Below are 23,944 nucleotides of genomic sequence, written 5' to 3' on the forward strand. Positions count from 1 at the left end.
CAAAACCCGCGTTTCCGACGATCTATGGTCCATGATCAAGAACGCGCACCAGAGCCGCTCGTATTTTTGGCTGTACCTGTAAGGGGCGGCCGGACAAGATCATATTGTCAACAAGCCGCCGTCAGGCGGCTTTGTTGTATCGGCAGCGTCCTGACGGCAGAATATCAAAGGACGCGAAGACCATGACCGAAATCGAAGACAGCGAAATTTCACTGATGCGCCCATCGGTGGTGACGATCCGCGCCGCCAAGCCGCGCGACCTGCCCGAACTCGGCGAGATGATCGCCCTGCTTGCGGCCCATCACGGCGACGCTTCTGCGACAACGCCGGAGCAGTTGGAGCGCGACCTCTTCGGCCCCCTGCCCTGGATCAATGCGCTCGTCGCCGAGACCAGCGAAGGACTGATCGGCTACGCCATTCTCGTGCCGCTCTACAGGGCGCAGGAAGGCAAGCGCGGCATGGACCTGCACCACCTCTTCGTGCGTGACGGCCATCGCGGCCACGGCACCGGCCAGTTGCTCGTCGACCGGGCGCGTGAGACCGCCCGCAATGCCGGCTGCGGCTACCTCTCCGTCAGCGCCGCCACAGGAAACGTGCTGGCGCACCGCTTCTACGAACAGCTGGATTTCACCCCGCGTCCGGTGACCGGCATGCGCTACATGCAGTCGATCGCTTGAGAAGGGCGTTCGATAAGTGCGTTCCCAGTATGACTCTTGTATGATCCATTGAGTGTCGGTTTGTTTCGGCAACCGACACGATGGATGCCATCGGGTCACTGGGAATCGCAAGGAAGGTCGTTTCAACCGTTTGCAGGTTAGCCCATGAATCAGCAAATCCGGCTTTTTGGTGCTATTGCGGTCCGGCCCGCCGTTCTTCCTCTCCTATCCCAGTTCGAAACGGCCAGGGGATTCACAGTTGCGGCCCAATGGGCGCTCAATCCTGCTGTAAAGAAGCAGATCGAAGCGGGGGAAGCTTTTGATCTCGTCATCACCAATCCGAACCTGGTTCAGGATCTGACCGCCTTGGGAAAAATCAAGGCGGGGAGCGAGGTCGCGTTCGGCCGGATAGCTATGGGGGTGGCGGCCAAGGCCGGCAGCCGACCGCTCGACATCGGGTCCGTCGAAGCATTTGCGCATGCGTTGAAGAGCGCCAGATCCATCGCCTACGCCAGTGACGGAACCAGCGGCGGCTACTTCTCCGGTTTGCTGGAAAGCTTGGGAATAGCCAATGAGGTCAAGCCCAAGCTGGTGGCCATATCAGGAGGGCAGACGGCGCCGGCCGTCGGCCGTGGGGAAGCCGAGCTTGGGGTCGTTCCCGTGACGTCGATTCTCGCCGCCGCTCCCGAGGTCATGCTTGTCGGTCAGTTTCCGGCAGAACTCCAAAGTTACATCGACTTCGCCATCGGCATCAGCGCCGATTCAACGGATGCAGAAGCTGCCCAACAGCTGTCGAAATTTCTGACGTCGACAGCTGTTGACGACATCCTGGCGGCAAAGGGCGTCGAGCGCTGCTAGAGCGCGCTAAACGATCGGCTCCCCGCCATCGCTAATGACCCGGCACGGCCTTCAGATAAGCGGCGATCGCCTCGCGGTCGGAGGCCGGCAGATGGGCGATGTTCTGCTGCACATCGACCATCGAGCCGCCGACGGAATCGAAATCGGGGGTGAAGCCGGTTTCGAGGTAGCTGGCGATATCGGCCTCGCTCCAGCCGCCGATGCTCTCGGAGGCCGGGGTGATATCGGGTATGCGGCCCTTGCCTTCGGGATTGGGCGCGCCGGCAAGCCACATATCGGCCTTGAAGCCGCCGAGCGCATCACGCGGCGTATGGCATTCGCCGCAATGGCCGGGGCCTTCGACGAGATATTGCCCGCGCTTGATCTTGTCGTCGCTCTTTGCCAGGGCGACGCGCGGCTGGTCGTTGAGATAGAGGAATTTCCAGCCGCCCAGCGCCAGCCGGATGTTGAAGGGAAACGGCAGTTCATGCGGCGGTGCGGCGTTGGCGCTCTTCGGCAGGGTTTTCAGGAAGGCGAAGAGATCATTGACGTCCTTGTCGCTCATGCGGGAATAAGAGCCATAAGGAAAAGACGGGTAGAGATGCTGTCCGCCCGGGCCGACGCCGCGCTTCATCGCGTTGCCGAACTCAGCAAGTGTCCAGCCGCCGATGCCGGCCTTTTCATCGGGTGAGATGTTCGGCACGTGGAATGTCCCGAAAGGGCTCTTCAGCGCCAGGCCGCCTGCAAGTGTCAGCTTGGCATCACCTTCGGAACCGGGTGCCGCATGACAGCTGACGCAGCCGCCCGCCCAGAAAACCATCTGACCATTTGCCGGATCCGGCGCGCCGAGTCCCGCCCAATGGCTCTCCGGCAGCGGATCGGGTGCGGTGACGAGATAGAAGGCGCCCCCGCCGAGGACGGCGATGCCGATCAGACAGAGCAATGACCGGATGAACCTGCGGACCATGCGCCGCCTCCCCTGTTGTCAACATTTCCTTGCGATGGATCCCGCGACCGGTCCGCGCAGGCGGAGAATAAGGCGATCCGCGCCGGCGGCAAGGCCGGCGCGGATCCAGTACTTTACGCAATTCCGGACGCAAACCGCTGCACACTTTTGCTGGAATTGCTCCAGACGAAATGGCCTATCGCTCACTTGCCGAGGCGATAGGCCTTGTGACAGCCGGCGCAATTGGCACCGAGCGTGTTCATCGTGGCGCCGACGGCCGCAGGATCTGCCGGAAGCTGAGCCAGCGCAGTTTCGGCGTCAGTGGAGAGCTTGGCGGCGCGGGCCTTGAAGTCGTCCATGTTTTCCCAGATCTTCGGGCTTGCCGCTTCGTCGCCCGTCTCCGTGCCCGGCTTGAACTGGTCGGGGAAGGCCTTGGCCGTAGTGGCGATCGTCGTCAGCGCCGCCTTCACCGCTTCGGCGTCATAGGGCTTGGTACCCTTGGCGATGGCTGCCAGGGCCCCGGCCGAACCGCCGATCTGCTTCATCAGCGCATTGCGGGACTCATGGGTACCGTCGGCGGCGGTCACCGAACCGAAGGCTGCGCCGGCCATCACCACGGCCCCCGCTACTGCTTTCCAATTCATATTGCTCTCCCTTTTTCCTCGGCCAAACTGGCCGATGGCCAATCTGCACCGGCAGCATGACAAAATCCATGCATCCGGGCAGTCACGTTTTGCCGGATCATCATAAAAACAACGTGATAGGCAGTTCTCTGCTTTATGCATGTCGCCGGGAACCGCTGGACACTTCCGGGCGACATGCAGCGGCGCTCAAGCGCTCTTCCACCCTTGCCAAAGGCTGAAGGCGGAGACCGCAACCAGCAGCAGTCCGGCGAAGCGGCCGACAAAGGCCGTAACGTCAGGGTTGGCGATGAGCAGGTCGCGGCTGCGGCCGGCCGTCATCGCCAGCGTGCCGTAGATGGCGAACTGGGTGACGACAGTCATGACGCCCATGATCAGCCCCTGCAACCAGATCGGGCCATATTCCGGCCTGAGGAACTGCGGGTAGACGGCGAACATGAAGATATAGGCCTTCGGGTTAACCAGACAGGTGACGGCCCCCTGGCGGAAGGCCCGCCAGCTGGAGCGCGCCGTTCCCGGCCCAACCGCCTCGACTGTGATCGAACTGCGGATCAGCGAAATGCCGATCCAGATCATGTAGGCAACGCCGGCAAAGAGCAGCACGTTGAAAAGCTGCGGCAGCATGGTGACAAGCACGCCGACGCCGGCCGCGCCATAGGCAGAATGCACGGCGCCGCCGGCCATGATGCCGCCGGTCGCTGCCAGCCCGCGCTTGACGCCGCCGGTCAGCGAATTGGCCAGCACGAAGAGCATGTCCATGCCCGGCACGATGATGATGCCGAAGAGAAGGGTGAAGAAGAGCCAGAGGTTTTCATGGTAGTTCATGTCAGTTACCGCCTTGATTTCTGCGAGCCGTTTTGAAAGACCCTGATTGATTTCAATCTGATAGGCGGCTCTATACGGGAACCCAACTGACAGTGTATTGTCAGGAGCGTGACGGATGGAGAGGTAAAATGCGCAAGGCCTCGCGGCTTTTCGAGATCATTCAGATCCTCAGGCTGGCAAGAAAGCCGATGACGGCGGCGACGATGGCGGAGACGCTTGAGGTAACAGTGCGCTCGATCTATCGCGACATCGCAGCCCTTCAGGCAATGCGGGTGCCGATCGAAGGCGGGCGCGGCATCGGCTACATTATGCGGCCGGGCTTCGACCTGCCGCCGCTGATGTTCTCGATCGAGGAGATGGAGGCTATCGTGCTGTCGCTGGCGCTGCTCGAACGGACGGCGGACGAAGAGCTGAAGCAGGCCGCGCGCCGGGTCAACCGGAAGATATCAGGCGCCGTGCCGGCGCCGCTGCGTCAGGCGATGGACAACAAGGCGCTTTACGCCTGGGGCTCGATTGCGCAGCCGGCCGGCTTCGACCTGGCGATCGTGCGCCGCGCGATCCGCGACGAACGCAAGCTGATGCTCGGCTACCGCGACGAGCTTGGCCGAGCCAGCGAACGGACGATCCGGCCGGTCGCGCTGATCTATTATTCGCAGACCGCCAATATCGTCGCCTGGTGCGAATTGCGTCAGGCGATCCGCAATTTCCGCAGCGACCGGGTGGAGCGGTGTGCGGCAGCTGAGGATTTCTTCAAGGGCGACGGCGATAGGCTGCGGGAACTCTGGACGAGTGGCTGGACGGAGAAACCGATCGCCGTCTAGCTATTCGCCCAATCGCGATTATTCAGAGCGACATGCCGCCGGAAACCTCGATACGCTGGGCATTGACCCAACGGTTGGCATCGCTCAACAGGGAGGCGATCATCGGCCCGATATCGTCGGGCACGCCAGCGCGGCCCAGTGCGGTCATGGAGGCGACCGCACGGTTGATCTCCGGATTGTCCCGCACCATGCCGCCGCTGAAATCGGTTTCGATGGCGCCCGGGGCGACGGTATTGACGGCAATGCCGCGGGGGCCGAGCTCCTTGGCCATGTAGCGCGTCAGCACCTCGACCGCGCCCTTCATCGAGCCGTAGGCCGAAGCGCCGACCATGGCCACGCGGGCAAGACCGCTGGAGAGGTTGACGATGCGGCCGCCGTCCTCGATCACCGGCAGGAGCTTCTGCGTGAGGAAGAAAACCCCCTTGAAATGCAGGTTGTAAAGTTTGTCCATCTCCGCTTCGGTCGTCTCCAAAATCGGGGCGTGGTAGCTGGTGCCGGCATTGTTGACGAGAAAATCGAAATGCTCACGCCCCCAGCCCTTAAGGATCTCCCGTACACTTTCGACAAAGGCATCGAACGCCGCCACGTTGCCGGCATCGAGTTGAAGTGCGGCGGCCTTGCGGCCCAGCGCCTCGATCTCAGCGACGACTTTCTCTGCCTCGTCGCGGTTCGAATTGTAGGTCAAGATCACATCGACGCCGCTCCTTGCCAGATTGACGACCGTATTGCGGCCCAGGCCGCGGCTTCCGCCGGTAACGATTGCGACTTTCGAGGTTGAATTCTGGTTAGGCATTTCAGGTACTCCTGATGTTTTGATAGACCAGCTTATGCGCCGCAAGCCTGGAATCCTGAATGCCGAAATCCCGCAATTTCTTGCCTATTCCTCCAACGCCTTGCCCAGCCGGGCTGAGGGATTAAGATCATCCTCACCGGCGCGGCAGACCGACCCCGCGTTTACTGGAGGCGAAGATGTCCGCAGATCTGAAGCAGGCGCTCAATGGGTACATGGATGCACATGGCGGAGGTGACGGGCTCTTTGCCACCGCTATCGACGGTTTTTTCCTGATGCGTTCCAGCACTCTCTCCATGCCGAAACCGGCGATCTACCGACCGGCGCTCTGCATCATCGTCGATGGCGCCAAGCAGCTCATGTTCGGAGACCGCCTTTTCGATTACGAAGCGATGCAAGCGCTGATCATCAGCGTCGAGATGCCGGCCTTCGGACAGGTTACGAAAGCCACTGCCGAACAGCCGATGATCGCCATCAACCTGGAACTCGACGTCACTATCCTGCGCGAGGTGCTGGAGGAGCTGGATGTACCGCCGAGGCCGGCAGGCGACGGCGGGCCGGGTGTTTTCGTACAAGAATTCGGCCCCGAGCTGCAGGACTGCATACTGAGGCTGATCCGGACGCTCGCGACGCCCAAAGCGATCCCAATCCTTCATCCGGCAATCATGCGAGAGATCAGTTTCTGGCTACTTTCCGGAAATAATGGCGATGAGATCTGCAAGCTTGCGTTGCCGGACAGCCATACGCGCCGCGTGGCCGAGGCCATCTACCTGTTGCGCGGCAATTTTACGGACGCCGTCCGGGTGGAAAAGCTTGCGGCAGCAGCCAAGATGAGCCCTTCCTCCTTCTATCAGCATTTCAAAATCCTGACCGCGATGACGCCGCTGCAGTATCAGAAGCAGTTGCGGCTACTCGAGGCCCGGCGGCTGATGGTGACCGATGGGTTCAACGCCGCAAACGCGGCCTATCAGGTGGGTTACGAGAGCGCCTCCCAGTTCAGCCGCGAATATGCCCGCATGTTCGGGACACCACCGAAGCGCGACATCAGTGAAATGAAGGCGATGCCGGCTGAGCCGGCAATCAGCTAGATGGACAGCGTGCGGCTCACCTCGCGGCCGAAGCCCCGGATTTCGATGCTGGAGACATGGACCTCGAGGATCGCGAAGGCGTTTTGCGTCTCGGTATCGACCACGCCCTTGAAATTGACGAAGTGGCAGGCGCCGGCCATACCGTAATTGCCGACGTGGTCGTGACCGTTGAGATAGGCGACGACATTGGCCTGCGAGGCGAGCAGCGCGACGATGCGCTCGCTGTCCCACATGCCGTGCTCACTGGGCGGATGCACCGGATAGTGATTCATGACGATCACCTTCTCGCCGGCCTCGGCCGCCTTTGCGATTTCATCGCCAAGCCAAGCGAACTGCTCATCGCTCAGCGCGGCATTCCAGCGATGGGCATTCCTCGCACCCTTGGCCCGCAGCTCGGCCAGCATCTCAGCGGCAAGCGCGCGATCATGATGGCCTTCGGGCGGCGCGAAGATGCTGACCTCGTTGCCGTCGAGCACGATAAAGCGCCAGCCATGGCGCAAGAAGCTGTAATAGGGCGACGGCATGCCGAGACGCGCGGCGACTTCGGACAGATGTCCTGCAGAGACCGAGAAATCGTGATTGCCGAGCAGGAAGAGCGCCTCGTGCCTGAGCTTCTCATAGACCGGCAGGATATCGTCGAAGCTTGAAAAGCTGCGGTCGATGACATCGCCGAGCGTCATGACGAAGCTCAGCTCCTCGCCGTTGAAGACTTCGATCGCCTCGGCGACCTTGGCGAGGCTGTTGGCGTAATAGCGGTCCATCGACGCATGCGGCGCGATCGCCGCATATTGCGGATCGGCGATTATACCGAAGCGGAACAAGGGAGAAGAAGAAGACATAGGGGCGTGATTAGGAGCGGCCGATGACAGGCATATGACGGCCTCGTGTGAAAACGAAACACCCGGCGTTTGCGGCGCCGGGTGCGGAATTCTAAGAGGCTGAGGCACATCGCCGCCACGGCGGCGAGGCCGGTGCCGCTTACTTCGTGGCTTCTTCGTAGCGTTCCAGGACGTAGTCCCAGTTGATCAGGCTGTCGACGAAGGCCTCGAGATATTTCGGGCGGGCGTTGCGATAGTCGATGTAATAGGAGTGTTCCCAGACGTCGACGCCGAGGATCGGGGTGGCGCCGTGAACGAGCGGGTTTTCGCCGTTCGGGGTCTTGGAGATTTCGAGCCTGCCGTTCTTGACGGAAACCCAGGCCCAGCCGGAGCCGAACTGGGTGGCGCCGGCATTGGCGAAATCGGCCTTGAACTTGTCGTAGCCGCCGAGATCGGAGGTAAAGGCGGCTTCGAGCTTGCCCGGCAGCTTGTTGCCGCCGCCGCCCTTCTTCATCCACTTCCAGAAATGGATGTGGTTGTAGTGCTGGGCGGCGTTGTTGAAGAGGCCGGCATTGGTGCCGAAGGACTTCTTGACGACGTCTTCGAGCGACAGGTCCGAAAGACCGGCTTCGGCGGCGAGCTTGTTGCCGTTGTCGACATAGGCCTTGTGGTGCTTGTCGTGGTGGAACTCCAGCGTTTCCTTCGACATGAAGGGAGCAAGCGCTTCGTAGTCATAGGGAAGTTCAGGCAATTCGAAAGCCATGTCAGATCTCCTCTTGGCAATAGATTGCGTCTCGGCAGGTGAGGCGGAACATAGGAGGGGAAAGGGGGAGAGGCAACCGGCGAATTATCAAAAAACGACCGGCCGGAGGAAAATTTGCCTCAGTTGCAGGGTTGGAGTCGTGCATAGAAATCGCCTGGGCAAATCAGTGGGAATACCCGCCCCGAAAACCACTTTGCCTATTATGAAGATCAACGGAGATCCGATATGAACAGGAATATAATCCAGCCTCTCGCTGCCGCCGCGCTGCTTTCGCTCTCAGGTGCGGCGCATGCCTCCTCCGATGACGCCTGGAAGCAGCTCGCCGCCGACGTCGAGGCCAAATGCAAGAAGGCAGCGGTCACGATCGAGAAGCCCAGCGCCACCGTCGATCCCTTCGGCAGCTCGCATTACGGGCTTGCCCTGGTGACCGGCAAGCCGAAGGGCGCCAAGGGGCGCATCGCCCAGATCTGCGTCTACGACAAGCAAAAGAAGACCGTCGAGATCGGCAGCGAACTGGACTCCAAACAGCTTGGCCTGATGCCGGCAAAATAGGCGGCTGGGGAATGCGCACAGGCGCCCCCAAAGCGGTCGCGGGTGAGAATCTGTGCCTTGCGTCACATTTCGTGGGAACCGGAGCCTACCCTTAGGAGTTGAAAGCCTGGCCTTTACGGCGGCTGGCGCTATTTTATGGAAGCGCAGAACCGCTGAAATCTTTGTTTTATGCAATTCCTGGAAACCGCTTTTCACTTTTCCTGGAATTTTCTGGGGAGGTGCCGGCATGTCAGAGCTTCGCAGCAGGGCGGAAGATCAGCAGAAAATCTATCAGCGCTGGGCGCCGGTCTATGACCGGGTTTATCGCGGCATCCTGCGCGATGGCCACCGCAAGCTTGCAGCCCTCGCCGCTGCGGCCGGCACCGACATCCTGGAGATCGGCGTCGGCACCGGCCTGACGCTCGGGCATTACCCGCGCCACTGCCGGGTGACCGGCATCGACATTTCCAAACACATGATCGCGCGGGCGCGTGAAAAGGCGAAACGCGAAAACCTTGAGCATGTGCAGGCGCTGGAGGTGATGGATGCGCATGCGCTCACCTTTGCCGACCGGTCTTTCGATGCCGTCTGCCTGCCCTTCGTCATCACGCTCATCCCCGAACCCGAACGGGCGCTGGACGAATGCGCGAGAGTGCTGAGGCCAGGCGGCGAAATCATCCTTGCCAGCAAGCTTGGCGACGGCGCCGGTCTGCAGGGTGCGATCGAGACGGCAGTGGCGCCGCTGGTGCGTCACATCGGCTGGTCCTCCGCCTTCCGCATTCACCGCATCCTCGCCTGGGCCGAGCGCCGCGGCGATTTTGCCGCGACCGATATCCTGCCGGTGTTTCCCAACGGCTTCTTCAAGATCATCCGGCTGAAGCAGCGCGGACTTGCCGACTGAGACCGTAACTTTTTCCCCGAGTCGCCTATTCTGATGCTACCGTTCGTCTGAGGGGACCGCATGACATCGGATTTCTTCTTCTTCATCGTCGTAGGTTTCTGCGCGCAGATCGTCGACGGCGCACTCGGCATGGCTTTCGGCGTACTGTCGACGACGAGCCTTCTCGCCTTCGGGGTGCCTGCGGCCAATGCCAGCGCCATGACGCATGTGGCGGAAATGTTCACCACCGCCGCGTCGGGCATCTCGCATGCCTATCATCGCAACGTCGACTGGCGCCTGGTGGCGCGGCTTGCACCGGCCGGCATGATCGGCGGCGCGATCGGCGCCTATCTGCTTTCCAATATCGACGGCAAGGCGATCGAGCCCTTCGTGTCGGCCTATCTGATCGCGATCGGGCTGGTGATCCTCTACAAGGCCTTTCGGCCGCCGCCGAAGCGGGACGTTCGCGACTGGATGGTGCCGCCGGTCGGGTTTTGCGGCGGCGTGCTCGATGCGATCGGCGGCGGCGGATGGGGGCCGATTGTCACCAGTTCGCTCGTCAGCCGCGGCCATGACCTGAAACGGGTGATCGGCTCGACCAATTTCACCGAATTCGCGGTGACGCTGACGATTTCCCTGACCTTCATCCTGACGCTCGGCTGGTCGGAACTCGATTCGGCGATCGGCCTGATCATCGGCGGCGTCATCGCCGCTCCCTTCGGCGCGATCCTCGTCAAACGGCTGCCGGTGCGGCCGCTAATGGTGGCGGTGTCGATGATCATCATCGGCACTTCGGCAATGCGGCTCCTGTAAAGACAGGGCGATCACAGCCTCGGCCGTAGTTACAGATTTCGGCCGAAATAGACATCCACGGAAGCGATCTTGTCGCCGCGGAAGCGAAAGCTCTCTATGTTGCGGAAGCTGCCGCCATCCCGTTTCTCCGCGCGGTAGCGGACGACCGCCTCGTCGCCGTCGATCGCCAGGAATTCGATGTCAAAGCCGCGGAAGACCGGTTCCTTCGGCCAGCAGCGCTCGAAATACGTCGCCCGGTCGATGTGGTCGTCACGCGGACTGGAGAAGGTGAAATCCTCCGTCAACATGGCGCCGACGATATCCTTGCGGTCGTCGAGATAGGCGACGTAGAGATGACGGACGGTCTGCTCTCGGGATGTGCGCATGTCGCTCATGGCAATGTCCTTGGATTAACCGATTGCATCATGCAATCGGTTATGTTCTAGCACTTTTGCCGGAGAGGGTCCAGATTGCAGCTCTCATTTCCAAAGACAGGTCAGCGATGCGAAAGCGCCGTCTTGAAGGATAGGCCCCAGCGCGGTTATATCAGCGCGTGCTCGCCCTGGAACGGCGAGCGCATACACCGCTACGGCCTATGCGCTCGACCTCGAAAAGCTCGATCTTCAGACTTTTTCACCCGCGCCGATTTCCTCGCCGCGGCAACGTGCACATCATTTCATCAGGCGCGGCGGAACCCGTGCTTGCAGATCAATGCCGAGGCCGAGAGAATGACCGATACGCAGTGGGACGCCAGCGCCGGGCCGGGCTCGATCTACTGGAAGCGCAATCTCACCATCTCGTTGCTCGGCTCCTTCACCACGATCGTGGCGATGACGCTGCTGCTTCCCTTCCTGCCGCTCTATGTCGAGGAACTCGGTGTCAGCGACCATGCTGACATCGTGCAATGGTCGGGTATCGCATATGGCGCCACCTTTTTCGCGGCGGCTCTCGTTGCGCCGCTCTGGGGCCGGCTTGGCGATATTTACGGCCGCAAGCTGATGCTGGTGCGCGCCAGCCTCGGCATGACGCTGGCGATCTCGCTGATGGGCATGGCCGGCAATGTCTGGCAGCTGGTGGCGCTGCGCCTCTTCGTCGGGCTTGCCGGCGGCTATGCCTCCGGCTCGATGGTGCTGGTGGCGACGCAGACGCCGAAGGATCGTTCGGCCTGGGCGCTCGGCGTGCTCTCCTCCGGCATCATGGCCGGCAATCTTGTCGGGCCGCTGATCGGCGGCGCGCTGCCGCCCATCATCGGCATCCGCGGCACATTCCTCGCCGCCGGCGGCATGATCTTCCTCGCCTTTCTCGCCACGGCCTTGCTGATCAAGGAAGAGAAATCGCCGGCCCGCAAGCAGGCTGCCAAGGCCAGCGGCGGCTGGAAATCCATCGCCGACAAGGGACCTGTCATCGCCATGCTGGCGACCGGGATGCTGTTGATGTTCGCCAACATGTCGATCGAGCCGATCATCACCGTCTATGTCGCGCAGATCGTGCCCGTCGAAACCCAGGTGACGATGGTCTCAGGCGTCGTCATGTCGGCCGCCGCCCTCGGCAGCATTCTTTCGGCCTCATGGCTCGGCAAGCTTGCCGACAGGATCGGCCATTGGCCGGTGATATCAGGCGCGCTCGCCGTCGCCGGGCTGCTGCTGATCCCGCAGGCCTTCGTCACCAGCTCCTGGCAGCTGATCATCCTGCGTTTCCTGATGGGCGCAGCGCTCGGCGGGCTTCTGCCCTGCATTGCCGCCGTCATCCGCCACAGCGTCCCGGACAGTGCGGCCGGCGGCATTCTCGGGCTCTCGATTTCCTCGCAATATGTCGGCCAGGTGGCCGGCCCGATCCTCGGCGGTTTTATCGGCGGGCATATCGGCATGCGGGCAGTGTTCCTCGGCACCTCCGTGCTGCTTCTCGCCGGTGCGGCCTATGCTTGGATGGTGCGGCCGAGGGATGCGAAGGCATCCGCCTCGGATTAAAGGCGATGCCGCGAACATGCGGATGGCGTCTCTTTCACACCGCAGGCCCACACCGCCTCGGCCGGACGAGCATCAAAGCGCGCTGACAGCCACCGGCAAAGCGCGCTTGTGGGCGGTCGCCCGATAGGCGGCGAGGATGCGGCGGCGGGCGATCTCGCCGACCGGCTTGCCTTCGAGGAAATCGTCGATCTCGTCATAGCTGACGCCATAGGCCTCCTCGTCGGGGCGCAGCGGCCGCTGGTCCTCAAGATCGGCGGTCGGCACCTTGAAGACCAGCTCGTCCGGGGCACCGAGGCGCTTTGCCAGCAGGCGGACGCGGCGCTTGTTGAGGCCGGCGAGCGGCAGGATATCGGCGGCGCCATCGCCGAACTTGGTGAAGAAGCCCATGACCGCCTCGGCCGCATGATCGGTGCCGATGACGAGGCTGCCCAGCGCCCCGGCAAGGGCGAACTGAGCGATCATACGCTGGCGCGCCTTGATATTGCCGAGGATGAAATCCTGACGGCCGGCATCGGCAAAGGCGAGGCCGCCGTCCTGTGCGGCGGCAAGCATCGCATCCGCCGGCGCCTTGATGTTGACCACCATCGAGCGGTCGGCGCCAATCGTTTCCAGCGCCCTCACCGCATCTGCCTCGTCCGCCTGGACACCATAGGGAAGGCGCAAGGCGATGAATTCGGCCGCATGGCCGCTGTCACGCAGCTCGTGCACTGCCTTTTGAGCCAGCAGCGCCGCCGTCAGCGAATCGACGCCGCCGCTGATGCCGAGGACGTAGCCGCGCATGCCCGAGGCGACGAGATAATCCTTGAGGAAAGCGGTTCGCCGTTCGATCTCGCGCTCAGGGTCGATATCGGCGGCGACACCCAGTTCGCGGATGATTTCGCCTTGTTCGTCGAACAGCACAGTCATAGCCTCTTCCCCCCCGCTTACGGAATTTCGGCGCCACTATGGCGAAAAGATGGGGGAAGACGAAACCGTTTCGGGCAGACCTGCCATGCATTTTATGCAAGTGGGCGGTTGGTATGTCGGTGGGTGCAGCGCCCCTTCTGCCCTGCCGGGCATCTCCCCCGGTGAGATCGGCAGGGCAGAGGGGTGGTGGATGCAGATCTCGATTCTGCCCGGGGAACCGCCCCTGCCCTACGCTTGCGCTCCGGGCGTTCGCAGCTGCAATCGATTCACTGGATCGATTGCTTCGGCTGCGCGGAACCGCTGCTCACTCTTCGCTCTCACTCCTGCCGTGGGCCCAGTCCATGTAGAGTTCCAGCGCTTTGCGGGTGACCGGGCCTTCCTGCAGGTTGCGGTCGTCGAGGCGGGTGACGCCGACGACTTTGGAATAGTTGCCGGTGGTGAAGATCTCGTCGGCTTGCATGAAATCCTCGACGGAGAGGGCTGCTTCGTGGACGTCGAAACCGGCCTGGCGCAGCAGGCCGATGACCCGGGCGCGGGTGATGCCGGCGAGGAAGGTGCGGTTGGCGGCCGGTGTCATCACCACGCCGTCCTTGACCATGAAGACGTTCGAAGAGGCGGTCTCGACGACATTGCCGTTCAGGTCGCGCACCAGCGCATTGTCGAAACCGCGGCTGCGTGCCTCAGAGATCATGCGGCCGCTGTTTGGATAGAGCGAGCCGGTCTTTGCCTCGGTCATCGCCGTTTCCGGCGACGGGCGGCGATAGGGCGAGACGGTGAGGCTGGTGCCGCCATGGCCGCCCATCGGCGCCTCGAACAGGCAGAGCGCGAAGCGGGTCGATTCCGCGTCGACGGAGACGACGCTGCCGGGCGCACCGTGTTCGCCCCAATACATCGGCTTGATATAGATCGCCGTCGCGCCATCGAATTTCGCAACGCCTTCCCAGGCGAGCGTCGCGATCTCCTCCGCCGTCTTTACCGGCTTCAAACCCATGGCGAGCGCGGAGCGGTTGATGCGCTGGCAGTGCAGGTCGAGATCCGGCGCGATGCCGTCGAACCAGCGGGCGCCGTCGAAGACCGTGGAGCCGAGCCACATGGCGTGCGAGGTCGGCCCGATCAGCGGCGGATTGCCGGGAAGCCACTCTCCATCGACATGAGTCCAGGTGGTTGAACGGGGTGATGTATCGACGGCCATGCTGCCCTCCCTATAAAGCCGGCAAAGCAAAAGCCTCCGCGGCAAGCCCGGTCAAGGACAAATCCGGGCCGGAAAGACGGAAGCAAGAAAATGCCGGGGAACAGCGTCGGGCCGCAATATTCGTGCGCGGCGAGCCGGCCTTCAGCGATGGGTGCATCAGCAAAAATGATGGAATGGAATGTTGGAACGGCTGGCTGCCACATGCGATGATGGATGGAAGACGCAGTTAGGGGAAGACGCCGATGAAAGCCATGTTCTACGAAGCCTTCGAACAGGCGCCCGAGATTCGCACCCTGCCCGATCCGACACCAACCGAGGATGGTGTCGTCATATCGGTCGGCGCGAGCGGGCTCTGCCGCAGCGACTGGCACGGCTGGATGGGCCACGACCCGGATATCCGCCTGCCGCATGTGCCGGGACATGAGCTTGCCGGGCGGATCGTCGCCACCGGCCGCGGCGTGATGCGCTTCAAGGTGGGCGACCGGGTGACCGTGCCCTTCGTTTCCGGCTGCGGCCATTGCAGCGAATGCCATTCCGGCAACCAGCAGGTCTGCCCGAACCAGTTCCAGCCGGGCTTCACCCATTGGGGGTCGTTCGCCGAATATGTGGCGATCGATTATGCCGATACCAATCTGGTGCACCTGCCCGATACGATCGATGATGCGACGGCGGCAAGCCTCGGCTGCCGCTTCGCCACCTCTTTTCGCGCCGTCGCCGACCAGGCGCGCACCGGGCCTGGCGAATGGATCGCCGTGCATGGCTGCGGCGGCGTCGGCCTGTCGGCGATCATGATCGCGACGGCGCTCGGAGCGAATGCGATCGGCATCGACATTTCCGAGGAGAAGCTCGCCTTTGCGCGGGAGTGCGGGGCGGTGGCGACGGTCAACGCATCCGGCGTCGCCGACGTTGCGGAGGCCGTGCGCGAGATCACCAAGGGCGGCGCGCATGTCTCGATCGACGCGCTCGGCCATCCCGTCACCTGCTTCAACTCGATCAAGAACCTGCGCCGTCGCGGGCGGCATGTGCAGGTGGGACTGATGCTCGGCGAGAATGCGACACCGCAGATTCCGATGGCGCAAGTGATCGGCCACGAGCTGGAAATCTACGGCAGCCACGGCATGCAGGCCTGGCGCTACGACGCCATGCTGTCGATGCTTGCGGCCGGCAAGATCGCGCCGCAGAAGCTGATCGGGCGCCGCATCAGCCTCGCGGAGGCCGTGCCGGCGCTGATGGCGCTCGACAAGGCTGAGGCCACTGGGATCAGCGTGATTACCCGCTTTTCATGAGGGAACTCCGCCCTCCCCGCCGGTCGCGGGCAAGGGAGGGAGCAAAGCGCAGCCACATACCTCTTCTCCCCAGCGGGGAGAAGTGCCGGAGCCATAGCGAGGCGATGAGGGGGTGAGCGGCAAAGCCGCGAATGCACTGAGCGCAGGCGAAGGGCAATGAATGGTGTGCCGTGCGGCCCCCTCATCCGCCCTGCGGGCCACCGACCGGGGTCGAGCCGCGGGTCTCAACCCGCCCTTCGGACCCCCGCTGGGGAGAAGAGGGAATAGCAGCCTCAGTGCTCCGATAAGGTAGTGTTTCCCAGACCTCTCGTTTTGCAACTGGCCTTATTCAGCCACCCCAATCGAAGCGAGATAGGCAGCGGAGGCCGGGATCTTCGACTTGTCCTTGATCTCGATGATGAGGCGCGGGTTGCTTTCGAGCTTGGCAAGGGCCGCGAAGACGGCATGCCAGCGGATCGTGCCTTCGCCGAGGCTCCAGTGGCGGTCAGCATATCCGTCGGCATCCTGCAGGTGGACATGCTGGAGGCGATTGCCGGCGGCCTTGACGTAGTAATCGACCGGCGGCGCACCGGTATAGCCATGGGCATAATGGGCGTGGCCGGTATCGATCGAGACGGCGACGGCGGGCGAGTTGAAGCTCTCGGCAAGCGCCACGCGAATGTGCGGATCTTTGTCCTCGATGTTCTCGATGACCATGGTGCAGCCGATATCCTCGGCACGCCTGACGGCGTCGCGGAGCGTCATGTGCGTGCGCTCGGTCAAGGCTTCGCGGGCGCCGGCATTGTCGTCCAGATTGTTGTAGGACCAGGACGTATAAGGGCTGTGGATGACCATATGGGTCGCGCTGATGGCGGCGCAAACATCGAGGCCCTGCAGCAGGCGCCTTGTGACGACGGCGCGGATATCGGGATCTTCCGAGGCGATGGTGAAGCCCCAGAACGGGCCGTGAATGCCGAGGCGGCCGCCATGACCGTCGAGAAGCCGCCTGGCGCGGGCGGTAAGCGGCGCCCAGTCTCCATTCAGAATCTCGGTATCGATGAAGCTCTGCAATTCGAGATCGCGGGGCTTTTCGAAGAGCCAATCACGGTGAAGTTCGACTTCATCGAGCGTCATGGCGGCGCCGACGACGGGAAGAGAGGACATGGATGCGCTCCATCAATGTGAATGATCAATGTAAATGCCGGGACGGCGTGGAAGGACGGCCCCAAGAACGGCCGCCGCGTTCTATGCGCCCCTTCTGTGTCGGCGGTATTACAGGCGCAGAGCCTTTCGAACCCTTCCGGCCTCCTTCATTTCCGCATAGCTGATGCGGCATTGACGGACCTTGCGGAAACGCCCCGAAGTACCGATATCGGGTCTGACGGTCTCGTGACGCAGTGGCGCGCGAGCAGCGCTGAACCCCTGGCAACGGAGCCGTTTGTTCAGCGCTTCAGCTGATGTGGCCCGCTTCTTTGAAGGCGTTCGGCGATGTCCCCCAACGACAGGGCGGGTTGTCAAAGGCGTCGCAAAGGTCTAACGGCTGCGCCCGCAAGAAAAAGCCCTGTAAGAAAAAGCCCTGTAAGAAAAAGAAAGAGACATGATGTCCAACTCATTTGTGAAATTGCCTGCGAGCGACGAGGCCAAGCGGTTTTTCGTCCTCGGCGAGCGGGTCGAGCGGCGGCTTAGAACCAGCGGTGCCTGGCTCAATATCTTCGACGTCACAGTGCCATCAGGCAGCCGGACGCCGAAACATGCGCATGCGAGCCCGGAAGTGTTCCGCATCATCGAGGGCAAGCTGACGATCTGGCGCCTGAGCGACAGCGGCCCCGAAGAGATCGAAGCCAGCGCCGGCGACATCGTCACCATCCCGCCCTTCATGGTGCATGGCTATTCCAACCGCGGAACCGTCCCCGTGGTCTTTTCCGCGGTCGTCGATCATGAGATGGCCGAGTTCATCGAAGCGGAAGGCGCAACCGAGCCGCCGAAAGTTACCCCTTCGGCAGAAACCATCGCCCGGATGACGGCGGCGGCCAATGCTTACGGGATCACCATCCTCGCGGCCTAACGGCCGCATCTGGGGGCGTCATTCCGCGGCCATGCTCTCCTCGCGTGGGGGAACTTGGCTGAGAGCTGCAACTGCGAAGGAAGCGAGTGCATGAGCTGATAGCTCACAGCGGCTCGAATGCAGGGTGCCAATAATTCTGGGGTCCCATAAGGAGATGATTGAGGCGCAAAAGCAGGATGCGGCCGCCTCAATGTTTCTCGGAACGAACTCTTTAGTCGCGATGCCGGTGCAAACGAGCTCCCCAACATGCGCCTGAAATCGCTTCAGATGGTCTCCGAAGGATGGCCAACTGCCTTCTGCGGCAAGAACAACGAGGTCGAACATCCGGCTGTCGCCGTGACGTGCCTGCAGCATCAGGCGGTGCTGTCCGAGCGCGGTTTCTTTCAGCCGGCGCGCCGCACTGGTAAGCTCGCCGTCGGCAGATGGGGTGAAGGTGAGATCAGTTTCGAAGAAATTCCCGGCAATAGCATCCCAAATCGCCGCCTTGGAGGGGAAGATTTTGTACACACTTGCCGGCGACTTCCCCAGCAGTCGAGCGATATCGGCGACGTTTGTTTTCGAGGGGCCGTACAGCCGGCACGCTGCCGTGCCGGCTTCAATGATCGAGGACATGTAGCCAGCCTGCGGCTGGTCTTTTACAGTCGTGCCAACTTCCATTTGCCAATCCTATCTGGTCCGCATGCTGGACGGGTCTCAGGCGGCGCCTGATCGAGGCGGCTGACGATCAGTAAGCAATCTGGCCATCCACCATCTTCCCCTCATTCGAGGAGAGTTCCCGCCTCAGGATTTCTCGCGCCTCCGGGCTGATGACTGCGACTGGAGCCGCAACGGCTACACGCGCTGCCGAGCCGGCGAAATTGGCCGCTGTCATCCCGATCTGATCGGCAACGCTTGTCTTTCCGCCCTCGAGGCTCTGCCCTGCCAGCCGCCGCCCGAGCAGGCGCACGATCTCGGGACTGTCGGCGAAGGCGTTGTGGCCGAGCGGATCGTTCGTCGCGATGGCGCTGGTGTCGATGACCGAAACGCCGAGTTCGTCGAGAAGAGGCGCGTAGGGTCTAAGATCGGATCCGCCGACGCGGTCGATGCCACCAGATAGCCAGCCGGAGACCTCCAGCGCCTTGTCGCGTGTCGACGTCAAGATCACAAAGTGCGGCCGTTTCGGCCCCATCTCGGTGAACTGGCGACGGAAGACATCGATGTCGATGTCCGGGGACGCGAGAACGACGTTCTTGACCTTCGTCGGGATTGATTTCTCGCGCATGGCGACGCCGCGCAGCGCCTCGGCCGCAAGCCAGCCGCCGATGGAATGGGCAAGGATCGTCACATCGGAGACGTCGGGACTTTTCGCAGCCTGGAGGATCAGATCCTCCAGAGCGCGACGCGAATAGTTGGCGCTCTCCTTGTCGTAGAGGTAGTCGAAGACACGGCCCCTTGATGGCCAGGTGAAGAGGATCGGTGCGGCGTCGGTTCCGGAGTCATGGACGATCTGCGCGAAGCGAAAGACAGCGTCGGCGTAGGTGTTGTTGAAGCCATGCACGAAAATGATGACCTGATGCTTCGTGTTTCTATTCTTCCGGTACCAGTCAAAAGCCTGGCGCTCGGATTGCACCTTGGCAACCTGCGTGACCGCAAACTCCTTTTGCGGGTTGGGCGGCATGCGGGACGGCCACTGCACCTCTCCGGCCTTGCGGTTCCGGTCGGGCGGGATGGATACGTCGACGCTGTTAAGGGAAATCGCCGTCCCGCGGTCGCCGGAAAAGAGTTTGCCGGGATTCTCCGAAGGCTTACGTGTCGTGGCGACCAGCATGGTGACCCGGCTTGTGCCGGTCGGGGTCACGGCGAGAGGCTGCAGGACATCCTGCACCCGGTTGGCGCAACCCGATGTAACGAGTGATAGGGCCACAAGGACCGGGAGGGCGCGGCCCAAGCGAGCAGCGATCGCCTTGGCGAACCCAAACCCAAACCCGGTGAGACCCTGGGCAATGGGCCCAGGGAGTGAGTGCGATATGGTCATCTCAGTGCTGCTCGGCTTCGCGAGGAATCCGGAACCATGCGACGTAGAGCGCCGGCAGGAAGAGAAGCGTCAGTGCCGTTCCGACGACAATCCCACCCATCATCGCGTAAGCCATGGGACCCCAGAAAATCTCATGCGAGATAGGGATCAGGGCGAGCGTTGCGGCCGCGGCAGTGAGCATGATCGGCCGCATGCGGTGCTCGGTCGCCTCCACCACCGCCTTCCACGCCGACATTCCCTCTGCACGCAACTCCTCGATCTGCACGATCAGGATCACCGAGTTGCGGATGAGGATGCCGACCAGCGCGAGCACGCCCAGGAGCGCGACGAACCCAAGCGGCGAGTTGCTGGCAAGCAGCGCCACGACGACGCCGATGAGGGCCAGCGGCGCTACCGAGAAGACCAGGAACAGTCTGTGGAAGCTCTGAAGCTGGATCATCAGCAGCGTCGCCATGATGACGAACATGGCCGGCGCCACCTTCGCGATCGGACCCTGCGACTTGGCGCTTTCCTCGACTGCGCCGCCGACCTTCACGGAATACCCGGCCGGCATCGTCTTTTCGAAAGCCAAAACCTTGTCGGAGAGCGCCTTTACAACGGTCGCCGGCTGCGTCGCATCGCCGATCCCGGCCTTGATCGTGATGGTCGGAATTCTGTCGCGCCGCCAGATCGTCGGCTGTTCGAGCTCATAGTGGAAGGTTGCGACCGATGACAGCGGGACGGATTGACCGCTGCTGCTCTGCAGTTGCAGGTCAAGCAGGGTGTCGATCGAGCCCCGCTCCTTTTCCGCGGCACGGCCGATGACATCGACCAGATAGATGTCATCCCGGACCTGGGTGACGGCATTTCCTTGTACGACGGTGTTGAGCGCCATTGCGATGTCCTCAGACGAGACGCCGAGCTGTCGGGCCTTGTCCTGCAGCACGTCAATCTTCACGACGCGAGCCGGCTCGTTCCAGTCGAAGGCAAGGTTCCTGAGAGACGGATAGGTGCCGACGATCGAGCCCAGCTTCTGTGCCAGGTCGCGCACCGTCTGCAGATTTTCGCCGGACACACGGTACTGGATCGGCTTGCCAACCGGAGGCCCGATGTCCAGGAGCTTCACGTAAGCGTCCGTCCCCGGAAACGTCTTCTGAAGGTAGGTTTCCATCTGCTGCTTCAGCTTGTCGCGAACGTCGAGCCCCTTGGTGACAATGACCGTCTGGCCGAAAGAAACGTCAGCCGGCTGCACGTCGAAGGAAAGAACGAAGCGCGGCGCACCCCTGCCAACATATGTCGACCAATGCTCGATGCCAGGGTTGCCAGCCAGCATCTCCTGCTCGAACTGGGCCATCTGGCGGCTCGTTTCGGCAATCGAACTGTTCTGCGGCAGGTTCCAGTCGACGATCAGTTCCGGACGGTCGGAGCTCGGGAAAAACTGCTGTTGCACCATCGACAGGCCGGCGATCGATCCAGCAAAGAGAACGACTGTTGCCACGATCGTCATCCAGCGCCAACGCAGGCAGAATTGCAGCAGGCTGGAAAAAATCTTGGCAAAACGGCCCTTGTGCTCGGCGTGCTTCTTCATTGTCTTCGGTAGAATGGTCACGCCAATGAGAGGCGTGAACAAAACCGCGACCACCCACGAAACGATCAGCGAAACCCCAATGACGACGAAAAGGGTGAAGGTGAACTCGCCGGCATTGCTCTTGTTGAAAGCGACGGGGATGAAACCCGCGACAGTGACGAGCGTGCCTGTCAGCATCGGGAAGGCGGTGGATGTGTAGACGTAGGTGGCGGCCTTCGTCAGACTGTCGCCCGCTTCCAGCCGTGCAACCATCATCTCGACGGCGATCATGGCGTCATCGACGAGGAGACCGAGCGCGATGATCAGCGCTCCGAGCGAGATGCGCTGGAGCGATATGCCGGTGTAGAACATGACCATGAAGGTGATGGCGAGAACGAGCGGGATCGCGATCGCCACCACCAGGCCGGCCCTCATCCCCAGACTGATGAAGCTGATCGCGAGCACGATCGCGACTGCCTCGAACAGGGCTTTCGTGAAGCCGCCGACGGCCTCCTCAACCACCTTCGGTTGGTCGGATACCTGTTCGACGGAGACGCCGACCGGGAGCTCCTGGGTGATTTTGCTCATCGTCTTCTCAAGCGCTTCGCCGAAGGCAAGCACATTGCCGCCCGTCTTCATGCCGATCGCAAGCCCGATGGCGGGCTTTCCGTTGAAGCGGAAGAGCGACGTCGGCGGGTCAACATAGCCGCGGGTGACCGTGGCGACGTCGGTCAGCGGGAAGAAGCGGTCGTTGACCCGAGGATTGATCCCACGCAAGGTGTCTTCGGAGATGAAGCGCCCGCTGACCCGCAAAGCGACCCGTTCCGGCCCGGTTTCGACAAAGCCGGACTGGGTGACGGCGTTCTGCGCCTGCAGCGTGGCAATGATGGCGGAGCGGTCGATGCCGAGGGCGGCGATCTTGCGGGTGGAGAACTCAAGGTAGATCACCTCATCCTGCGCGCCGACGATGTCGACCTTGCCGACGTCGGGGATGTTGAGGATCTGCGTTCGGGCATTCTCGGCGAAATCACGCAGTTCCCTCTGACTGAGGCCGTCTGCCGTGAAGGCAAAAATATTGCCATAAACGTCGCCGAACTGGTCATCGAAGAAGGGTCCGACCACGCCTTGGGGGAATTCGTGCTTGATATCGTCGATCAGGTTGCGCACCCGCGACCAGGTGGGCTTTACGTCCCGCGCATTCGTATCCGGAAGCAAATCGACGAAGACGATCGTTTGACCGGCAGTCGTAATGCTGCGGGTATGTTCCAGCTTGTCGAGCTCCTGGAGCTTCTTTTCGATGCGGTCGGTAACCTGCTGCGTCACCTCCTGGGCAGAAGCACCTGGCCACTGGGCCTGGATCACCATCGTCTTGATCGTGAAGGACGGATCCTCCTCGCGGCCGAGGCCGAGATAGGCAAAGGCGCCCGCCACCGCGAACATGATCATGAAGTACCAGACGAGAGAACGATGCTCGAGCGCCCAGTTAGAAAGGTTGAATTTATTCACGGGCGTGGCTCCTGTCCGAGTTGCACTTTCTGTCCATCGGTGAGTTCATCAACGCCGGCGATGACGATCTCTTCGCCTTCCCGCAGGCCCGCTTGAACCAGGACGGAACGGGGGGCGGATGCCGGGCCATCGAGTTCAACCGTCCTCAGGACGACCTCGGCCCTGGCGCGATCCACCACCCATACCTGGCTGCCACCGCCTTCGTGGCGGATGGCGGAGAGCGGCAGCGTGATCGCCTGCTTCCTTTCTCCAGCAAGCGGCGTCGCGGTGACCACGGCGCCAAGGCGGAAGATGTCCGGCGCCTGATCGATCCCGATCTTCAGCCGATAGGTGCGGGTATTGGCGTCGGCCTGCGGCGCGATCTCGCGGACGACGCCAATGGCCTGGATCCTGTTGTCGAGCTGAAGAGCGACGTTGAAGCGGTCGTCCAGGCGAACGCGACTGAACTGCGCTTCCGGCACGTCGACGACCACGTCGCGCTGCTCGAGGCGTGCCAGTTTCAAGACCGGCTGGCCGGCCGAAACCGTCTGTCCCATTTCTGCGGACGTGGCGGTCACGACGCCATCGAACTCGGCCCTCAGCTCGGCATAGCCGAGCTGCTCATGCGCCTTGGCAAGGCTGGCCGTCGCTTTCGCGACATTGGCGGCAGCCGATTTGAGCTGCTGTTCGGCAAGATCATGATCTGCAATGCTTGCTGCGCTGCTTTGCATAAGCTTTCGCTTGCGGGTTTCCGTCGTCGCGGCGTTCTCCAACTGCGCCTGGGCGTTGCGCAGTTCGGCTTCCGCGCTCCTGACTGCGAGCTGAAGAGTGAGGGGATCGATTTCCGCCAGGACAGCGCCCTTGCGCACCAGGTCGCCAACATCGACCTTGCGAGAGACCATTCGCCCGAGCGTCCGAAACGCCAGGTCAGTCTCGATGCGTGCCCGCACCACGCCGGGCGAGCTTGCGATTTTGGCCTGTTCGGCCGTAGCCATGACAACTTTGACTGGACGCGGCGTCGCCGCCTCCCCTGCGACGGAGTTCTGATCGCAGCCTGCAAGCAATGACACTGACAGAAGAAGCGGGAGAGCGGTATATATGCGATTGAGGGTCATC

The 23,944-nt window shown here is 62.2% G+C and carries 24 protein-coding genes; 10 read left to right on the forward strand and 14 right to left on the reverse strand.

Features of this window, described 5'->3' with window-relative positions; translation table 11 throughout:
* The first annotated feature begins 182 nt into the window (after positions 1-182).
* Positions 183-677: a GNAT family N-acetyltransferase gene (locus G9X64_RS00315; RefSeq protein WP_168312294.1), complete on the forward strand. Its 495-nt coding sequence runs from the start codon at positions 183-185 to the stop codon at positions 675-677.
* A 144-nt stretch (positions 678-821) separates the two neighbouring features.
* Complete coding sequence (locus tag G9X64_RS00320) at positions 822-1,514, forward strand: molybdate ABC transporter substrate-binding protein (RefSeq protein ID WP_168312295.1); 693 nt, start codon at positions 822-824, stop codon at positions 1,512-1,514.
* Positions 1,515-1,545: 31 nt separating this feature from the next.
* Here G9X64_RS00320 and G9X64_RS00325 read toward each other — a convergent pair whose 3' ends face one another.
* The 3 genes from G9X64_RS00325 to G9X64_RS00335 form a co-directional block, all read right to left on the reverse strand.
* Positions 1,546-2,460 (reverse strand): cytochrome c, encoded by a 915-nt coding sequence (locus tag G9X64_RS00325; protein WP_168312296.1) that lies wholly within the window; start codon positions 2,458-2,460, stop codon positions 1,546-1,548.
* A gap of 182 nt (positions 2,461-2,642) precedes the next feature.
* A complete protein-coding gene (locus G9X64_RS00330) occupies positions 2,643-3,083 on the reverse strand; it encodes a c-type cytochrome (RefSeq protein ID WP_168312297.1) in 441 nt (146 codons plus the stop codon).
* A gap of 186 nt (positions 3,084-3,269) precedes the next feature.
* Positions 3,270-3,905: a LysE family translocator gene (locus G9X64_RS00335; protein WP_168312298.1), complete on the reverse strand. Its 636-nt coding sequence runs from the start codon at positions 3,903-3,905 to the stop codon at positions 3,270-3,272.
* Positions 3,906-4,033: 128 nt separating this feature from the next.
* Between G9X64_RS00335 and G9X64_RS00340 the strand changes: the two genes are divergently transcribed.
* On the forward strand, positions 4,034-4,726 hold the full coding sequence (locus G9X64_RS00340) for a helix-turn-helix transcriptional regulator (protein ID WP_168312299.1): 693 nt from the start codon (positions 4,034-4,036) through the stop codon (positions 4,724-4,726).
* 22 nt (positions 4,727-4,748) lie between these two features.
* Here G9X64_RS00340 and G9X64_RS00345 read toward each other — a convergent pair whose 3' ends face one another.
* Positions 4,749-5,519 carry an SDR family NAD(P)-dependent oxidoreductase gene (locus G9X64_RS00345; RefSeq protein ID WP_168312300.1) on the reverse strand — a complete coding sequence of 257 codons (771 nt, stop codon included), beginning with the start codon at positions 5,517-5,519 and terminating at the stop codon, positions 4,749-4,751.
* Positions 5,520-5,695: 176 nt separating this feature from the next.
* Here G9X64_RS00345 and G9X64_RS00350 point away from each other — a divergent pair, with 176 nt between their 5' ends.
* Entirely contained in the window at positions 5,696-6,604 is a 909-nt protein-coding gene (locus G9X64_RS00350) for an AraC family transcriptional regulator (RefSeq protein ID WP_168312301.1), read from the forward strand.
* Here the strand turns inward: G9X64_RS00350 and G9X64_RS00355 are convergent.
* Both G9X64_RS00355 and G9X64_RS00360 read right to left on the reverse strand, forming a co-directional pair.
* Positions 6,601-7,443, reverse strand: a complete 843-nt coding sequence (locus G9X64_RS00355) for a metallophosphoesterase (RefSeq protein ID WP_171375752.1) — start codon at positions 7,441-7,443, stop codon at positions 6,601-6,603. The genes G9X64_RS00350 and G9X64_RS00355 overlap by 4 nt on opposite strands.
* A 139-nt stretch (positions 7,444-7,582) precedes the next feature.
* Positions 7,583-8,185, reverse strand: a complete 603-nt coding sequence (locus G9X64_RS00360) for a superoxide dismutase (RefSeq protein WP_168312303.1) — start codon at positions 8,183-8,185, stop codon at positions 7,583-7,585.
* A 225-nt stretch (positions 8,186-8,410) separates the two neighbouring features.
* Here G9X64_RS00360 and G9X64_RS00365 point away from each other — a divergent pair, with 225 nt between their 5' ends.
* From G9X64_RS00365 to G9X64_RS00375, 3 genes are all read left to right on the forward strand, one after another.
* A complete protein-coding gene (locus tag G9X64_RS00365) occupies positions 8,411-8,737 on the forward strand; it encodes a hypothetical protein (RefSeq protein ID WP_168312304.1) in 327 nt (108 codons plus the stop codon).
* 226 nt (positions 8,738-8,963) lie between these two features.
* Positions 8,964-9,617 (forward strand): class I SAM-dependent methyltransferase, encoded by a 654-nt coding sequence (locus tag G9X64_RS00370; protein WP_168312305.1) that lies wholly within the window; start codon positions 8,964-8,966, stop codon positions 9,615-9,617.
* A gap of 60 nt (positions 9,618-9,677) precedes the next feature.
* Positions 9,678-10,409 (forward strand): sulfite exporter TauE/SafE family protein, encoded by a 732-nt coding sequence (locus tag G9X64_RS00375; RefSeq protein ID WP_168312306.1) that lies wholly within the window; start codon positions 9,678-9,680, stop codon positions 10,407-10,409.
* A gap of 29 nt (positions 10,410-10,438) precedes the next feature.
* Here G9X64_RS00375 and G9X64_RS00380 read toward each other — a convergent pair whose 3' ends face one another.
* The gene (locus G9X64_RS00380; protein WP_168312307.1) at positions 10,439-10,783 is read right to left on the reverse strand and encodes a nuclear transport factor 2 family protein; all 345 of its coding nucleotides are present in this window, start codon (positions 10,781-10,783) and stop codon (positions 10,439-10,441) included.
* Between the two features lie 333 nt (positions 10,784-11,116).
* Between G9X64_RS00380 and G9X64_RS00385 the strand changes: the two genes are divergently transcribed.
* On the forward strand, positions 11,117-12,355 hold the full coding sequence (locus G9X64_RS00385) for a multidrug efflux MFS transporter (protein ID WP_168312324.1): 1,239 nt from the start codon (positions 11,117-11,119) through the stop codon (positions 12,353-12,355).
* A 72-nt stretch (positions 12,356-12,427) separates the two neighbouring features.
* On the opposite strand, the gene nadE is transcribed toward G9X64_RS00385, so the two are convergent.
* The gene (gene nadE / locus G9X64_RS00390) at positions 12,428-13,261 is read right to left on the reverse strand and encodes an NAD(+) synthase (RefSeq protein ID WP_168312308.1); all 834 of its coding nucleotides are present in this window, start codon (positions 13,259-13,261) and stop codon (positions 12,428-12,430) included.
* Positions 13,262-13,565: 304 nt separating this feature from the next.
* Positions 13,566-14,453, reverse strand: coding sequence for a branched-chain amino acid aminotransferase (locus G9X64_RS00395; protein ID WP_168312309.1), 888 nt, complete (start codon positions 14,451-14,453; stop codon positions 13,566-13,568).
* A 242-nt stretch (positions 14,454-14,695) separates the two neighbouring features.
* On the opposite strand from G9X64_RS00395, the gene G9X64_RS00400 reads away from it, so the two are divergent.
* Complete coding sequence (locus G9X64_RS00400) at positions 14,696-15,739, forward strand: zinc-dependent alcohol dehydrogenase family protein (RefSeq protein WP_168312310.1); 1,044 nt, start codon at positions 14,696-14,698, stop codon at positions 15,737-15,739.
* 324 nt (positions 15,740-16,063) lie between these two features.
* Here the strand turns inward: G9X64_RS00400 and G9X64_RS00405 are convergent, their stop codons facing one another.
* Positions 16,064-16,882, reverse strand: a complete 819-nt coding sequence (locus G9X64_RS00405) for a sugar phosphate isomerase/epimerase family protein (RefSeq protein WP_168312311.1) — start codon at positions 16,880-16,882, stop codon at positions 16,064-16,066.
* 433 nt (positions 16,883-17,315) lie between these two features.
* Between G9X64_RS00405 and G9X64_RS00410 the strand changes: the two genes are divergently transcribed.
* Positions 17,316-17,783 carry a cupin domain-containing protein gene (locus G9X64_RS00410; RefSeq protein ID WP_168312312.1) on the forward strand — a complete coding sequence of 156 codons (468 nt, stop codon included), beginning with the start codon at positions 17,316-17,318 and terminating at the stop codon, positions 17,781-17,783.
* Positions 17,784-17,801: 18 nt separating this feature from the next.
* On the opposite strand, the gene G9X64_RS00415 is transcribed toward G9X64_RS00410, so the two are convergent.
* The 4 genes from G9X64_RS00415 to G9X64_RS00430 all read right to left on the reverse strand — a co-directional run bounded on the left by G9X64_RS00415 (position 17,802) and on the right by G9X64_RS00430 (position 23,943).
* Positions 17,802-18,440 (reverse strand): TetR family transcriptional regulator, encoded by a 639-nt coding sequence (locus tag G9X64_RS00415; protein ID WP_168312313.1) that lies wholly within the window; start codon positions 18,438-18,440, stop codon positions 17,802-17,804.
* A 67-nt stretch (positions 18,441-18,507) separates the two neighbouring features.
* Complete coding sequence (locus G9X64_RS00420) at positions 18,508-19,797, reverse strand: alpha/beta hydrolase (RefSeq protein ID WP_168312314.1); 1,290 nt, start codon at positions 19,795-19,797, stop codon at positions 18,508-18,510.
* A gap of 1 nt (position 19,798) precedes the next feature.
* Positions 19,799-22,849, reverse strand: a complete 3,051-nt coding sequence (locus G9X64_RS00425) for an efflux RND transporter permease subunit (RefSeq protein WP_171375753.1) — start codon at positions 22,847-22,849, stop codon at positions 19,799-19,801.
* A complete protein-coding gene (locus G9X64_RS00430; protein ID WP_171375754.1) occupies positions 22,846-23,943 on the reverse strand; it encodes an efflux RND transporter periplasmic adaptor subunit in 1,098 nt (365 codons plus the stop codon). Before G9X64_RS00430 ends, G9X64_RS00425 begins: the two co-directional genes overlap by 4 nt.
* Position 23,944 lies beyond the last annotated feature (1 nt).

Origin of the sequence: Rhizobium sophorae, from assembly GCF_013087515.1 — a bacterium.
Classification (GTDB): domain Bacteria; phylum Pseudomonadota; class Alphaproteobacteria; order Rhizobiales; family Rhizobiaceae; genus Rhizobium; species Rhizobium sophorae.

Coding starts and splice junctions, on each gene's coding strand:
- G9X64_RS00315 (WP_168312294.1), top strand. CDS start 183: ATGACCGAAATCGAAGACAGCGAAATTTCACTGATGCGCCCATCGGTG.
- G9X64_RS00320 (WP_168312295.1), top strand. CDS start 822: ATGAATCAGCAAATCCGGCTTTTTGGTGCTATTGCGGTCCGGCCCGCC.
- G9X64_RS00325 (WP_168312296.1), bottom strand. CDS start 2,460: ATGGTCCGCAGGTTCATCCGGTCATTGCTCTGTCTGATCGGCATCGCC.
- G9X64_RS00330 (WP_168312297.1), bottom strand. CDS start 3,083: ATGAATTGGAAAGCAGTAGCGGGGGCCGTGGTGATGGCCGGCGCAGCC.
- G9X64_RS00335 (WP_168312298.1), bottom strand. CDS start 3,905: ATGAACTACCATGAAAACCTCTGGCTCTTCTTCACCCTTCTCTTCGGC.
- G9X64_RS00340 (WP_168312299.1), top strand. CDS start 4,034: ATGCGCAAGGCCTCGCGGCTTTTCGAGATCATTCAGATCCTCAGGCTG.
- G9X64_RS00345 (WP_168312300.1), bottom strand. CDS start 5,519: ATGCCTAACCAGAATTCAACCTCGAAAGTCGCAATCGTTACCGGCGGA.
- G9X64_RS00350 (WP_168312301.1), top strand. CDS start 5,696: ATGTCCGCAGATCTGAAGCAGGCGCTCAATGGGTACATGGATGCACAT.
- G9X64_RS00355 (WP_171375752.1), bottom strand. CDS start 7,443: ATGTCTTCTTCTTCTCCCTTGTTCCGCTTCGGTATAATCGCCGATCCG.
- G9X64_RS00360 (WP_168312303.1), bottom strand. CDS start 8,185: ATGGCTTTCGAATTGCCTGAACTTCCCTATGACTACGAAGCGCTTGCT.
- G9X64_RS00365 (WP_168312304.1), top strand. CDS start 8,411: ATGAACAGGAATATAATCCAGCCTCTCGCTGCCGCCGCGCTGCTTTCG.
- G9X64_RS00370 (WP_168312305.1), top strand. CDS start 8,964: ATGTCAGAGCTTCGCAGCAGGGCGGAAGATCAGCAGAAAATCTATCAG.
- G9X64_RS00375 (WP_168312306.1), top strand. CDS start 9,678: ATGACATCGGATTTCTTCTTCTTCATCGTCGTAGGTTTCTGCGCGCAG.
- G9X64_RS00380 (WP_168312307.1), bottom strand. CDS start 10,783: ATGAGCGACATGCGCACATCCCGAGAGCAGACCGTCCGTCATCTCTAC.
- G9X64_RS00385 (WP_168312324.1), top strand. CDS start 11,117: ATGACCGATACGCAGTGGGACGCCAGCGCCGGGCCGGGCTCGATCTAC.
- nadE (WP_168312308.1), bottom strand. CDS start 13,261: ATGACTGTGCTGTTCGACGAACAAGGCGAAATCATCCGCGAACTGGGT.
- G9X64_RS00395 (WP_168312309.1), bottom strand. CDS start 14,453: ATGGCCGTCGATACATCACCCCGTTCAACCACCTGGACTCATGTCGAT.
- G9X64_RS00400 (WP_168312310.1), top strand. CDS start 14,696: ATGAAAGCCATGTTCTACGAAGCCTTCGAACAGGCGCCCGAGATTCGC.
- G9X64_RS00405 (WP_168312311.1), bottom strand. CDS start 16,882: ATGTCCTCTCTTCCCGTCGTCGGCGCCGCCATGACGCTCGATGAAGTC.
- G9X64_RS00410 (WP_168312312.1), top strand. CDS start 17,316: ATGATGTCCAACTCATTTGTGAAATTGCCTGCGAGCGACGAGGCCAAG.
- G9X64_RS00415 (WP_168312313.1), bottom strand. CDS start 18,440: ATGGAAGTTGGCACGACTGTAAAAGACCAGCCGCAGGCTGGCTACATG.
- G9X64_RS00420 (WP_168312314.1), bottom strand. CDS start 19,797: ATGACCATATCGCACTCACTCCCTGGGCCCATTGCCCAGGGTCTCACC.
- G9X64_RS00430 (WP_171375754.1), bottom strand. CDS start 23,943: ATGACCCTCAATCGCATATATACCGCTCTCCCGCTTCTTCTGTCAGTG.